Raw genomic sequence first — 14,117 nt, forward strand, 5'->3', positions numbered from 1 at the left:
TGCACGACACCCCAACGAGAATCTGGTTACCCGACCGGGCATTGCCACGATGCGCCGGTCCGAAAGTGCCATCGGTCCATGACGCTACGCATTCACAACACGCTCTCGCGGCAACTCGAGACCTTCACGCCGATCGAGCCGAACCACGTCCGCATGTACGTCTGCGGCATCACGGTGTACGACCTCTGCCACGTCGGCCACGCTCGGATGATGATCGCGTTCGACCTGATCTACCGCTGGCTGCGCACGCTCGGTTTCCAGGTCACCTACGTGCGCAACATCACCGACATCGACGACAAGATCATCCGCCGCGCGGTCGAGCGTGGCATGCCGTTGCGCGCGTTGACCGACGAGATGGTCGGCGAGATGCACGCCGACCTCGACGCGCTCGGCGTCCTGCGTCCGACCCACGAGCCGCGCGCGACCGAATTCGTGCCGCAGATGCTGTCGATGATCGGCCGGCTCCAAAGTCGCGGCCTGGCGTATCAGTCAGCTAGCGGGGACGTCAACTACGCGGTGCGCAAGTTCCCAGGCTACGGCAAGCTCTCGGGCAAGTCGATCGACGAGCTTCGTTCGGGCGAACGCGTGGCGGTGCTCGACGGCAAGGACGACCCGCTCGACTTCGTCCTGTGGAAGGCGGCCAAGCCGGAGGAGCCGGCCGACGCGAAATACGAGTCCGGCTACGGCCCCGGCCGTCCCGGCTGGCACATCGAATGCTCCGCGATGGCCTGCGCGCTGCTCGGCGAGCAGTTCGACCTCCATGGCGGCGGCGCGGACCTGCAGTTCCCGCACCACGAAAATGAGATCGCGCAGAGCGAAGGCGCGACCGGGCGTCCGCCGGCGACAGTCTGGGCGCACAACGGCCTGCTCAATGTCGACCAGGTGAAGATGTCGAAGTCGCTCGGCAACTTCTTCACCATCCGCGATGTGATGAAGCGGTACGACGGCGAGACGATCCGCTTCTTCATGTTGCGCACCCATTACCGCAGCCCGTTCAACTTCAGCGACGCGAGCCTGGATGACGCACGCGCGTCGCTGCGCCGCCTGTACACCGCGCTCGACGGCCTCGACGTCCCGGACGCCGCCATCGATTGGCAGCAGCCGCAGGCCGCGACCTTCCGTGCGGCGATGAACGACGACTTCAACACCCCGATCGCGGTCGCCGTGCTGTTCGAACTGGCCAATGAACTCAACCGCACGCGGGCGCTCGACACCGCCGCGTTGCTGAAGGCGCTGGCCGCGACGCTCGGTGTGCTGCAGCAGTCGCCGCGCACCTACCTGCAATCGGGCAGTGGCGTCGACGAGGTCGACATCGCCGCCCGCATCGCCGCGCGCGACGCCGCCAAGAAGGCGCGCGACTTCGCGCTCGCCGATCAAATCCGCCAGGAGTTGCTCGCGCAAGGCATCGCGCTGAAGGACTCGGCCAGCGGCACCACCTGGGTCAAGTCCTGATGTCGACGCGCGCGGTCAGGGCCGAACCTGCGGCCGAGGTCACGCCCGACTACTGGGACGAAGCCTGCCGCCACCTCTGCAAGCGCGACCGCGTGATGCGCAAGTTGATCCCGCAGCTCGGCGAAGGCCGGTTGCAGAGCCGCGGCGACGCGTTCACGACGCTGGCGCGGTCGATCGTCGGCCAGCAGATCTCGGTGGCCGCGGCGCAATCGGTGTGGAACCGCTTCGCTGCGCTGATGCAGGGGCCGTCGACCCGGCTGGCCCCCGCGGCGGTGTTGGCGCTGGAGACCACGGCGATCCGCGGCGCCGGCCTGTCGGCGCGCAAGGTCGAATACCTGTGCGATCTGGCGGCGCACTTCGAATCGGGCGCGGTTCATGTGGGCCAATGGCAGCAGATGGACGACGAAGCCATCATCGACGAGCTGGTCGCGATCCGCGGGATCGGCCGCTGGACGGCCGAGATGTTCCTGATCTTCCACCTGATGCGACCGAACGTGCTGCCGCTCGACGACGTCGGGCTGATCAAGGGCATCAGCGTCAACTACTTCAGCGGCGAGCCGGTCTCGCGGGCCGAGGCGCGCGAGGTCGGCGATGCCTGGGCGCCGTTCCGCTCGGTCGCGACCTGGTACCTTTGGCGCAGCCTCGATCCGCTGCCGGTAGACTACTGACATTGTGATAGTCGCCTTCGCCCACGAAGGAATACACGAATGAGCAAACGCCATTTCCTCGAATTCGAGCAGCCGGTTGCAGAGCTCGAATCGAAGATCGAAGAGTTGCGCTATGTGCAGAGCGAATCCGCGGTCGACATCTCCGAAGAGATCGACCGGCTCGGCAAGAAGAGCCTGCAGCTGACCAAGGACATCTATTCGAGCCTCTCGCCCTGGCAGGTGACGCAGATCGCGCGGCATCCGCAGCGCCCCTACACGCTCGACTACGTCGGCGAGATCTTCACCGATTTCCAGGAACTGCACGGCGACCGCGCGTTCGCGGACGACCAGTCGATCGTCGGCGGCCTCGCGCGCTTCAACGGGCAGGCCTGCATGGTGATCGGCCACCAGAAGGGCCGCGACACGAAGGAGCGCGGGCTGCGCAACTTCGGCATGTCGCGCCCTGAGGGTTACCGCAAGGCGCTGCGGCTGATGAAGCTCGCCGAGAAGTTCGGCCTGCCGGTCTTCACCTTCGTCGACACGCCGGGCGCGTACCCGGGGATCGGCGCCGAGGAGCGCGGCCAGTCGGAGGCGATCGGCCGCAATATCTTCGAGATGGCGCAACTCGAGGTGCCGATCATCGTCACGATCATCGGCGAGGGCGGCTCCGGCGGCGCGCTGGCGATCAGCGTCGGCGATCAGCTGCTGATGCTGCAGTACTCGATCTACTCGGTGATCTCGCCGGAAGGCTGTGCGTCGATCCTGTGGAAGACGTCGGAGCGCGCTTCGGATGCGGCCGATGCACTGGGCATCACCGCGCACCGGTTGAAGGCGCTCGGCCTGGTCGACAAGATCATCAACGAGCCGGTCGGCGGCGCCCACCGCGACACCAAGCAGATGGCCGCGTTCCTGAAGCGTGCACTGAACGATGCGTTGCGCCAGGTCAGCGACCTGAAGCCCAAGGAACTGCTGCAGCGCCGCTACGAACGCCTGCAATCCTACGGCCGCTTCACCGACACCAAGGAACGCTGAGCCTGTTCGCTCGCGGCCCGCGATGACAGAGCGCCGCATCGCCGTCGCCTGCAGTGGCGGCCGCGATTCGATGGCGCTGCTGCACGCCACCGTCCGGCAGGCCGCGATCGACGACGTGCAGGTGATTGCGCTGCACGTTCACCACGGCCTGAGCCCGTACGCCGACGTCTGGCTCGAGCATGTCGAATCGCAATGCGCGCGCTGGGCGCGGCGCGGTCTGCCGATCGCCTTCGCGGCGGCCCGCATCGTCGAACGACCCGTCCACGGCGACAGCGTCGAGGCCTGGGCTCGGCAGGCGCGCTACCGTGCGCTGCGCGAGCTGGCGATCGCGCATGGCGCCGAGATCGTGCTGCTCGCACATCACCGGCGCGACCAGGCTGAGACCTTCCTGCTGCAGGCACTGCGCGGCGCCGGCGTCACGGGACTGGCGGGCATGCCTGGCCGGATCGTGCGCGACGGCATCATCTGGCAGAGGCCATGGCTGGAGCGGCCGCGGGCCGACATCGAGGCCTATGCGCGGCGCCATCGGCTGAAGTACATCGACGACGAGAGCAACAGCGACCCACGCTTTGCGCGCAACCGGCTTCGCCACACGGTGTGGCCGGCACTCACCGGCGCATTCGAGCACGCAGAGGCGACGCTCGCCGACTCGGCCGCCTGGGCGCAGCAGGCGTGCGCAGTGCTCGACGAGGTGGCCGCGCACGATCTGGCGCAGGCCGCTCCGGAGCGCGACCTGATCATCAGCCGATGGGTCGCACTGTCGCCGGCACGCCGGGGCAATGCGCTGCGCGTCTGGCTGCGTCGGGGCTTGAGCCTCCCTGCGCCCGCCAGCTTGATCGAACGCTTGCTCGCGGAACTGGCCAAGGCGCGCCCGGCCCGCTGGCCGGTGCCCGGCGGCGCACTGCGCGCCTATCGCGATCGCCTGAGCTTCTTGCCCGCCGCGGCAAGCCCGACCAATCGCCCGCGCGAGACGAGCCTGTCCGTGCAGCGCGTCGGACGGTTCTCGCTGCCCGGGTGGGGCGGGACTCTGACGGTGGCGCGGGTGAAGGAGGGTGGCGTGCCGCTGGCCTGGCTCGGGCGGCTCGTGCTGCAGCCGCGCGTCGGCGGCGAGACATTCCAGGCCGGCGCCGGCCGGCCGCCGCGCAGCCTGAAGAAGCAATATCAGGCCGCCGCGATCCCGGACGACGAGCGGGCCGGCCCGTTGCTCTACAGCGGCACCCAACTGGTGTTCGTGCCGGGCCTCGGCATCGACGCGCGCGTGGTCGGGCTTCCGGGGCAGTCGCTGGTGTCGCTGGCGTGGCTGCCCGATTCCAGTGCGCGCTGAGGTCAAGAGGCGTCGAGCGAAACGCTAGAATCGAAGGCTCGCCTGTGCGCGAGACCTTGTCATCGCTCTCGATCAGATTCAACTCATGGCCCTCACAGTCCACAAGTACGGCGGCACCTCGATGGGCTCGCCGGAGCGCATCCGCAACGTCGCCAAGCGCGTTGCCAAATGGGCCCGCGCCGGGCACCAGATGGTGGTCGTTCCGTCGGCGATGAGCGGCGAGACCAACCGCCTGCTCGGCCTCGCGAAGGAGTTGTCTCCGGAACGAACCACCGCGCAGTTGCTTCGCGAACTGGACATGATCGCCGCGACCGGCGAGCAGGTCTCGTCCGGGCTGCTGGCGATCGCGTTGCAGGCCGAGGGCATCGATGCCGTCAGCTACGCGGGATGGCAGGTGAAGATCGCCACCGATTCGTCGTACACCAAGGCGCGGATCGAGAGCATCGACGACGCCCGCGTGCGCGCCGATCTCGCGGCCGGCAAGGTCGTCGTGATCACCGGCTTCCAGGGCGTCGATGCGGACGGCCACATCACCACGCTCGGCCGCGGCGGCTCGGACACCTCGGCCGTCGCCGTCGCGGCGGCGCTGAAGGCCGACGAGTGCCTGATCTACACCGACGTGGACGGCGTCTACACCACCGACCCCCGCATCGTCGCCGAGGCACGCCGCCTGAAGACCATCAGCTTCGAGGAAATGCTCGAAATGGCGAGCCTGGGTTCCAAAGTCCTGCAGATCCGCTCGGTCGAGTTCGCCGGCAAGTACCGCGTGCCGCTGCGCGTGCTTTCGAGCTTCACGCCGTGGGACATCGACATCGACGAGGAAGCCCGTTCGGGCACCCTGATCACCTTTGAGGAAGACGTAAAAATGGAACAAGCCGTTGTGTCCGGCATCGCCTTCAACCGCGACGAAGCCAAGATCAGCCTGCTCGGCGTGAACGACAAGCCGGGCATCGCCTTCATGATCCTCGGCCCGGTGGCCGAAGCGAACATCGATGTCGACGTGATCATCCAGAACGTCTCGCACGACGGCCGCACCGACTTCTCGTTCACCGTGCACCGCAACGACTACGCGCGCACGATGGACCTGCTCAAGACAAAAGTCGTGCCGGTCACCGGCGCACGCGAGATCGTCGGCGACGCGAAGATCTGCAAGGTCAGCATCGTCGGCATCGGCATGCGGTCGCACGTCGGCGTCGCCAGCCGGATGTTCAGCGTCCTCAGCGAAGAGGGCATCAACATCCAGATGATCACGACGAGCGAGATCAAGACCAGCGTCGTGATCGACGAGAAGTACATGGAGCTCGCGGTGCGCGCCCTGCACAAGGCCTTCGATCTGGAACAGTCGGCCGCCTGATCGGCGCCGGTTTCGCAGTTACAATGCGGGCTGCTCAGAAACTGAGCGTGGAGTCGTGACCGAGTGGCCGAAGGTGCTCCCCTGCTAAGGGAGTATGTGGGCAAAACCTGCATCGAGGGTTCGAATCCCTCCGACTCCGCCAAGGATAGATTCGCTGAGTGCCGACAGCAGTCGGGCTTAGCACCTGAAAGCCCCGACTGTCGGGGCTTTTTCGTTCGTTAGCCGTCGGGACGGGTCGTTGACAGCCGCATCCGAGTGGGGGCACATTTGGGGGAACGGGGAGGCCAATTCCCCCACTTTCTCAGAAAGTCCCCCACCTTGGCCCTGACCGACGCCGCCTGCAAGAACGCCAAATGCCCCCCGCAACGAGCGCGCGAGCGCTTCGCTGACAGCGGCGGCCTGTATCTGGAAGTCCAGCCGAGCGGCTCGAAGCACTGGCGCTGGAAGTACAGGTTCGCCGGCAAGGAGAAGCGCTTGGCGCTTGGGAGCTACCCGGACGTAAGCCTGTCCAGCGCCCGCCGGGATCGGGACAAGGCGCGGGACACCCTCAAGTCCGGCGCCGACCCGGTCCAGGCGAAGAAGGATGCCAAGCTGGCCGACTCGCTCAAGATGGGCAACACCTTCGAGTCTGTCGCCCGCGCCTGGTACGAGCACTGGAAGGGTCCGCGGTCCACCAGGCACGCCGCCTATGTCATCCGGCGCCTTGAGGCCGATGTCTTCCCGTCGCTGGGCGCCAAGCCTGTCGGCGACATCACGGCGCCGCAGTTGCTGGCGATGGCGAAAAAGATCGAGAGCCGCGGAGCGAACGACATCGCCCGTCGCTGCTGGCAGACCTGCGGCCAAGTCTTCGAGTACGCACTGGCCCACGGAGCCATCGAGCGCAACCCGTCGAAGGACGTGAAGCCCAGCGTGGCGCTCAAGCCTCGGGACAAGCAGCACTTCGCGCGAGTCGACGCCAAGGAGATGCCCGAGCTCCTGCGGAAGATCGAAGCCTATCCCGGCTCGCCCTTCACGCGCTTCGCCATGCAGTTGATGGCGCTGACGTTCGTCCGAACCAGTGAGTTGATCGAGGCGCGGTGGGACGAATTCGACCTCGATGGGGCGGAATGGCGCATTCCCGCCAGCCGCATGAAGATGAAGACGCCCCACATCGTGCCGCTGTCGTCGCAGGCGGTCGACGCTCTAAGATGCCTGCTCGAACTCAAAGGGCTCAGCGGGCTACTGTTCCCGGGCGAGCGCGATCACGAGAAGCCGATGAGCAACGGAACTATCCTCGGCGCCTTGAAGCGGATGGGGTACGCAGGCCGAATGACCGGGCACGGGTTCCGGGGTGTCGCGTCGACGATCCTGCACGAGCAGGGCTACGACCACGCGCACATTGAACTTCAACTCGCCCACATGGAGCGTGACGACGTGTCGGCCGCGTACAACTTCGCGACCTACCTCCCGGCGCGGAGGCAGATGATGCAGGCGTGGGCCGATCACCTCGATTCGCTGCGCAAGGGCGCGAAGGTCACGAGCCTCAAAGCGGCGTAGGGGTCTGGCTAAAGTTTGTTCGTTTGGGGAAAGCTGTTCTTGCAAGGCGACCTCGGGGAATACCCATTCGTCGGAGGCTTTCGTTCCGTAGGCAACAAGTCCATTGCGAATAGGCAGGAGAACCCAGCCTCTCGTAAACAGTGACTTCACGGAGGACGCACCAGACCATACAAACGCACCACCCTGACAACGAGCGCATCAAGCGCCAGTACTTCGCATTCCTGAAGGAGGCCGAACGCCAAAGCGAGGACTCAGTGGACGCCGTAGCCAAGGCCCTGACGCGTTTCGAGACCGACACCCAGCACCGCGACTTCCGCGCCTTCCACTACGAGCGGGCGGTGGCGTTCAAGTGCCGCCTAGCCGAGCGCGACAGCCGGGTCACCGGCCAAAAGCTGAGCAAGGCGACCCTGAACTCGACCCTCGCTAATCTAAAGCGCTTCTGCCGGTAGTTGGCCCTGCAGCCGGGCTACAAGTCGCGCCTGAACTACTCGGATGCCGAGTACTTCAACCTGTCGGACAAAGGACACGCGCGTGGCCACGGCCCGCCGTGAGCGCCCGGCGCCGACGCTGGAGCAGATCAAGCATGTCATCCCCACCATGCCGGCCGCGACCGAAATCGCGCGCCGCCACCGTGCACTGGTGGACCTTGCGCTGCTGACTGGCGCCCACGATGGCGCGCTCGCGACGCTGCGGCTGAAGCACCACGACCTTGCCGCCGCAGTGTCTACCAGGACGCGCGCGACGTGGCCACAAGGTTCAGCAAGCGCTTCACGACCTACTTCTTCCCCGTGGGGCCAGAGGTGCGGCAGATCTTTGAGGACTGGGTGGCGTACCTGCGCCAGCACAAGTTGTGGGGCAAAGACGACCTGCTGTTCCCGGCGTCGTGCGTCGAGCTGGGCGTGACGCGCCACTTCGACGCGACCGGTATCGACCGCAAGGCGTGGAGCACCGCGTCGCCGATCCGAGCGATCTTCAGGCAAGCCCTTGTGGCGGCCGGCCTACCGTACTACCCGCACAGCTTCCCGCCGGACCATGGCGCAGCTTGGCGAGACCGTGTGCCAGACACCCGAGCAGTCCAAGGCCTGGAGCCAGAACCTGGGTCATGAGGGCGTGCTGACCACCTTCTACAGCTACGGTGGCGTGACGGAGGGACGGCAAGGCGAGATCATCAGGGACTTGGCGCATCCCACGGTCGCGCCGGCCCACAACGCCCACGAGTTGGCGCAGGAAGTGGTACGGGCAATGGGGCAGAGTCGCTTGGTGGTTGACCAGGGGTGACCCGCAGGGCGACATCGGGAATACTTGCGGTTTCCCGCGAAGGCCCCTAACTGCCAATGTCATCTGACCTCGTCGCCATTGAAAACCGCCTTTGGGGCACCGCCGACCAGCTCTGGGCCAACACGGGCCTGAAGCCGTCCGAGTTCTCCACCCCGGTGCTGGGGCTGATCTTCTTGCGCTACGCCGACAAGCGCTTCTCCGACTGCGCCCCGATCCTCAACGCCAAGGGCATCCCCGACGACGAGCGGGAGCCGATGGACTACCAGGCCGAGGGCGTGCTCTACCTGCCCGAGCCCGCTCGCTTTGGCAACCTGCTGACGCTGACCGAGGGCGCAAACCTGGGCAAGGCCATCGCCACCGCCATGGCGCTGGTTGAAGAGCACAACCCCGAGCTGAAGGGCGTGCTGCCGCGCGGCTACAACCTGCTGCCCAACGCCACGCTGGTGGAACTGCTGCGCCTGCTGGCCCCGCTGGACCTGGAGGGCGACGCCTTCGGCAAGGTGTACGAATACTTCCTGGGCAACTTCGCGCTAAAGGAGGGACAGAAAGGCGGCGTGTTCTACACGCCCACCAGCATCGTGCGGCTGATCGTCGAGATCCTGCAACCCTTCCACGGCCGGATCTTCGACCCCGCCTGTGGCTCAGGCGGCATGTTCGTGCAGAGCGCCGCCTTTGTACAGCGACACCAGAAAAACGCTACCCGCGAGCTCACGGTGTTCGGCACCGAGAAAGCCAGCGACACCGTCAAGCTGGCGAAGATGAACCTGGCGGTGCACGGCCTCTCGGGCGACGTGCGTGAGGCCAACACTTACTACGAAGACCCACACAACGCCTTTGGCCGCTTTGATTTCGTGATGGCCAATCCACCCTTCAATGTCTCTGCTGTCAACTGGGATCGCTTGAAGGACGATCGTCGACTCCCGCTTGGTATGCCCTCGGCTGACAATGCTAACTACCTCTGGATTCAGTTGTTCCTGTCGTCGTTGAACGATACGGGCCGCGCTGGCTTTGTGATGCACAACTCTGCCGCAGACGCAGAGGAGCAGATCCGCCAAGCACTAATCGAGACGAAGGTGGTGGACGTTGTTCTTCTCACCTCCGCGAATCTCTTCTACACCGTAAGTTTGCCGTGCACCCTATGGTTCTTTGACAACGGGAAGCGATCTAGTCCGCGAGCCGAACAAATCCTGTTCATCGACGCTAGGAAGGTATTTCGGCAAGTTGATACGGCGATTCGCGAGTTGACTGATGACCAAGTCGAGCAGATTGCTGGCGTCGTCCGAAGTTTTAGAGGAGAGCAGGGGGCGCCGCCTTACGCCGACATGCAGGGATTCTGCAAACGAGTCGCGCTTTCGGCCGTCAGGGCGAAGGGATACAGCCTCAATCCAAAGCTGTACGTTGAAAACGCAGGACGTGGCGAGGATGGCAACACGCCTGAAGAAGCGGCTGAGGACGTGAACGACGGGCTACTTGACGTGAAGACAAAGAGCGCACTCGCATTTGCGCGACTTGGCCAAGAGCTTCCCCTTGATCGAACGCTTCTGTTGTCCTACGCGACCCTTCTGACGGTGAAGCGCTTTCGAGGCTGGAAACAGGGGCAGACACTCCGGAGCTTGTTCTCTAGCTACATCGGCGGTACATGGGGAGACGCCGCAAAGACGGACGAAAGCACCGAGGCTGTTCGCGTCATTCGCGGAACCGACATTCCGAGGGTCATGCTGGGCGAACTCAATACTTGCCCCGTTCGTTACATCAAGCCGTCGCAGCTCCGATCTCGGCAATTGGCACAGGGTGACATTGTTCTTGAGGTTTCCGGTGGGGGGAAGGAAGTCGCCACGGGCCGAAGCGCAGTGGTAACCGACGCGATGATTGCCTCCAGTCCCGAGCCACTCGTATGCGCAAGTTTTTGCAAGCGGCTCGTACCGGATCGCGCGCAAGTCGATCCTTGGACGATGTATTTCTTTCTCCAGTATCTTTATGAGAATGGAGTTATGGGTCAGTATGAGGTGCAGTCAACCGGCATCAAGAACTTTCAAACAGAGACATTTTTGAATGAGGTCTGCTTCGATGGTGATCTCGACATGGATGCTGGGCTCACCACGGGACTGGTTGTTGAACTGACCCACGCCCTTGGTGCCGCCGTCGAGGCCTTCACTAAAGTTGCATTTCGACCCGACATCACCCTCGGCATGTTGGATCTGCCGGTTGCCGAGCCCGTCAGTTTTTGAGCGATGCTCAAACTCGGCACTGGCGGGAAGGCAGACTTGAGCGTAAGCGCGTCGATTGAGATCTGGCCCCTTCCATATGACCACAGCGCACAACGTTAAAGAGGTCTCTGCCGGTTACGGTGAGTTGGCCCTCGTCGAGATGCCGGCGATCGACCTGCTGACCTCGCTGGGCTGGAGCTTCAAGAACCTGTACGCCGAGACCTTCGGCGAGCTCAGCAGCGAGGGGCGTGAGAGCGCATCCCACGTCATCCTGGCTCGCCGCCTGCGCGCGGCATTGGTGGCGCTGAACCCCGGCCTGCCGGCCGACGCCTACGCGCAGGCCGTCGAGCAGCTTTCCCAGGACCGATCCAAGCAGATCGCCGTCAACGCCAACCGCGACTTCTACCGGCTGCTGAAAGACGGCGTGAAGGTGAAGGTGCCCGACGAGCACGGCGGGCACAGCACCGAGACGCTGCGTGTGATGGACTGGGCCACGCCGGCCAACAATGAATTCTTCCTGGCCTCGCAGATGTGGGTGGCAGGCGACATGTACCGCCGCCGCTGCGACTTGCTGGCCTTCGTCAACGGCCTCCCGCTGGTGTTCATCGAGCTGAAGAAGCCGGCCGTGCCGCTGAAGAGTGCCTTCGACGACAACCTGCGCGACTACCGCGGCCAGAGCGTGCCGCAGCTTTTCCACCCCAACGCTTTCATCTTGCTGAGCAATGGCTCGGACACCAAGGTTGGCACGCTCACCAGCGGCTGGGAGCACTTCTTCGATTGGAAGCGCGTGGCCGACGAGGACGAGGCCGGCAAGGTTAGCCTGGAGCGCGCCCTGCGCGGCCTGCTGGAGCCGGCGAGGCTGCTGGACTACATCGAGAACTTCACCGTCTTCGAGGAGGCTAAGGGCGGCCTGGTGAAGAAGACGGCCAAGAACCACCAAGTGTTGGGCGTCAACAAGTCGATCGCCCGTCTGGTGGAGTTGCGTGAGACGGAAAAGCTGGAACGCAAGCGCCTCGGCGTTTTCTGGCACACCCAGGGCTCAGGCAAGAGCCTGTCAATGGTGTTCTTCACGCAGAAAGTGCTGCGCAAGGTGCTGGGCAGTTGCACCTTTGTGATCGTGACCGACCGCGAAGAGCTGGACGTCCAGATCAGCAAGACCTTCAAGGCCACCGGCGCCACTGCGCGTGAGGACGTGCGCGCCTCCAGCGGAGAGCACCTAAAGGAGCTGCTGCGCGGCAACGAACGCTACATCTTCACGTTGATCCAGAAGTTCAGGAACGAGCCGGGGCAGCCCTACCCGATGTTGTCGGACCGGTCGGACGTGATCGTCATCACCGACGAGGCGCACCGCAGTCAGTACGACATCTTTGCGCTGAATATGCGCAACGCGTTGCCACACGCCGGCTTCATCGGCTTCACCGGCACGCCGCTGATCAAGGGCGAAGAAGAGCGCACGCGCGACGTGTTCGGCGACTACGTCAGCGTCTACGACTTCGCCCGCTCGATCGAAGACGGCGCCACCGTGCCGTTGTACTACGAGAACCGCATCCCCGAGGTGCAGCTCACCAACCGGGAACTGAACCGCGAACTGGAGGCGTTGCTGGAAGCGGCCGAGCTGGACGAGGCGCAGGAGAACAAGTTGGAGCGCGAGTTCGGACGCGAGTACCACATCATCACTCGCGAAGACCGGCTGGAGGCCATCGCCAAGGACCTGGTGGCGCATTTCACCGGTCGCGGATACCGCGGCAAGGCAATGATGGTATGCATTGACAAGGCCACGGCAGTGCGCATGTACGACAAGGTGAAGGCTCATTGGCAGGCCGAGATCGCGCGGCTCTGGACGGCATTGGTTCCTGCAACGGGTGACTCGCGCGAGGCGCTGATTGCCCGGATCCATCTCATGGAAACCACCGACATGGCCGTGGTGGTGAGCCAGGGCCAGAACGAGGTGGAAGACCTCAAGGCCAAGGGCCTCGACATCGTGCCTCACCGGCTGCGGATGCTGAAGGACGGCCTGGACGAGAAATTCAAGGACGAGAAGGACAACCTGCGGCTGGTGTTCGTCTGCGCCATGTGGATCACCGGCTTCGACGTGCCGACCTGCTCGACGATCTACCTGGACAAACCCATGCGGGCGCACACGCTGATGCAGACCATCGCTCGGGCCAACCGCGTGGCGCCGGGCAAGCAGTCGGGCTTGATCGTGGACTACGTGGGCATCTTCCGGGCGCTGCAGAGCGCGCTGGCTACCTACGCCCGGCCAGAAGCCGGCGGTGGGCAGGAAGGCGGACCTATCCTCGACAAGGCCGAGCTGGTGGCGGCGTTGCAATCCGCATTGAACGAGGTGGCCGGCTTCGCGCAGATGCGTGGCGTGGCACTGGAGACCATTGCCGCTGCGCAGGGCTTTGTGCGCATCGGCCTGATCGACGATGCGGTGGAGGCCATCCTGGCTACCGAGGCCGACAAGAAGCACTTCCTGCAACTGGCCAGCCGGGTGGCGCGGATGTTCAAGGCCATCCTGCCCGACCCGCTGGCCAATCGCCTGGCGCCGCTGTCAGTGCTGGTGTCGTACCTCGCGGCAAAGATCAAGGCGTTGGGCGACCCGCCCGACATCTCCACCGTAATGGGCGATGTGGAGACGCTGCTCAACGACTCCATCGCCACAGAGAGCTACCGCATCGGCCCGGCCAGCAACCCGCAGGCGCTGGTGAACTTGTCGGAGATCGACTTTGCCGCGCTGCAGGCCAAGTTCGCCCAGGGCCACAAGCGCACCGAGGCCGAGAAGCTGAAGGCCCTGATCGAAGGCAAGCTGGCGCAGATGGTGGCTGCCAACGCATCACGCATGGATCTGGCCGAGAAGTTTCAGAAGCTGATCGATGATTACAACGCCGGCAGCCAGAACGTCGAGGCGTTCTTTGCCGAGCTAAAGGACTTTGCCCACGCGCTGTCTGCCGAGGAGCAGCGTGGCATTGCCGAAGGGCTGACCGAGGAAGAGCTGGCGCTGTTTGATATCTTGACCAAGCCCGAGCCGGTGCTTACCAAGGCCGAGGAGGTGGAGGTCAAGAAGGTGTGCCGTGAGCTGCTGGAAACGCTAAAGCGGGAGAAGTTGGTGCTGGACTGGAGGGAGAAGCAGCAGGCGAAAGCGGGGGTGATGCAGACGCTGAAAATGGAGATGCGGCGGCTGCCGGCGCAATATAGCAAGGAGATTCGAATGGAAAAGATGGCGCGGGCCTATGCTCACTTGTACGATCACCATCCCGGTGGGATGCCATTGTGAAAGCTTCGAG

The 14,117-nt window shown here is 64.5% G+C and carries 10 protein-coding genes and 1 tRNA gene; all 11 read left to right on the forward strand.

The features are described 5' to 3' along the window. Positions 1-78 precede the first annotated feature (78 nt). Entirely contained in the window at positions 79-1,452 is a 1,374-nt protein-coding gene (gene cysS, locus ACWH49_RS22015; protein WP_448173391.1) for a cysteine--tRNA ligase, read from the forward strand. Further along, complete coding sequence (locus ACWH49_RS22020) at positions 1,452-2,120, forward strand: DNA-3-methyladenine glycosylase family protein (protein WP_448173392.1); 669 nt, start codon at positions 1,452-1,454, stop codon at positions 2,118-2,120. The genes cysS and ACWH49_RS22020 overlap by 1 nt, the downstream gene beginning before the upstream one ends. Before the next feature lie 39 nt (positions 2,121-2,159). Next, positions 2,160-3,131 (forward strand): acetyl-CoA carboxylase carboxyltransferase subunit alpha, encoded by a 972-nt coding sequence (locus ACWH49_RS22025; RefSeq protein ID WP_056469090.1) that lies wholly within the window; start codon positions 2,160-2,162, stop codon positions 3,129-3,131. Positions 3,132-3,153: 22 nt separating this feature from the next. Next, positions 3,154-4,455, forward strand: a complete 1,302-nt coding sequence (tilS, locus tag ACWH49_RS22030) for a tRNA lysidine(34) synthetase TilS (RefSeq protein WP_448173393.1) — start codon at positions 3,154-3,156, stop codon at positions 4,453-4,455. 85 nt (positions 4,456-4,540) lie between these two features. After that, the gene (locus ACWH49_RS22035; protein WP_448173394.1) at positions 4,541-5,809 is read left to right on the forward strand and encodes an aspartate kinase; all 1,269 of its coding nucleotides are present in this window, start codon (positions 4,541-4,543) and stop codon (positions 5,807-5,809) included. Positions 5,810-5,858: 49 nt separating this feature from the next. After that, positions 5,859-5,951, forward strand: a tRNA-Ser gene (locus ACWH49_RS22040). Between the two features lie 176 nt (positions 5,952-6,127). Further along, on the forward strand, positions 6,128-7,345 hold the full coding sequence (locus ACWH49_RS22045) for a tyrosine-type recombinase/integrase (protein ID WP_448173395.1): 1,218 nt from the start codon (positions 6,128-6,130) through the stop codon (positions 7,343-7,345). A gap of 254 nt (positions 7,346-7,599) precedes the next feature. Further along, entirely contained in the window at positions 7,600-7,794 is a 195-nt protein-coding gene (locus ACWH49_RS22050) for a hypothetical protein (RefSeq protein WP_448173396.1), read from the forward strand. A 583-nt stretch (positions 7,795-8,377) separates the two neighbouring features. Next, a complete protein-coding gene (locus ACWH49_RS22055; RefSeq protein ID WP_448173397.1) occupies positions 8,378-8,623 on the forward strand; it encodes a hypothetical protein in 246 nt (81 codons plus the stop codon). A 56-nt stretch (positions 8,624-8,679) separates the two neighbouring features. Continuing rightward, complete coding sequence (locus ACWH49_RS22060) at positions 8,680-10,851, forward strand: N-6 DNA methylase (protein WP_448173398.1); 2,172 nt, start codon at positions 8,680-8,682, stop codon at positions 10,849-10,851. Positions 10,852-10,927: 76 nt separating this feature from the next. Continuing rightward, positions 10,928-14,107, forward strand: coding sequence for a type I restriction endonuclease subunit R (locus tag ACWH49_RS22065; RefSeq protein WP_448173399.1), 3,180 nt, complete (start codon positions 10,928-10,930; stop codon positions 14,105-14,107). The last annotated feature ends 10 nt before the right edge of the window (positions 14,108-14,117 follow it).

The sequence above is a fragment of the Rhizobacter fulvus genome (assembly GCF_964020785.1).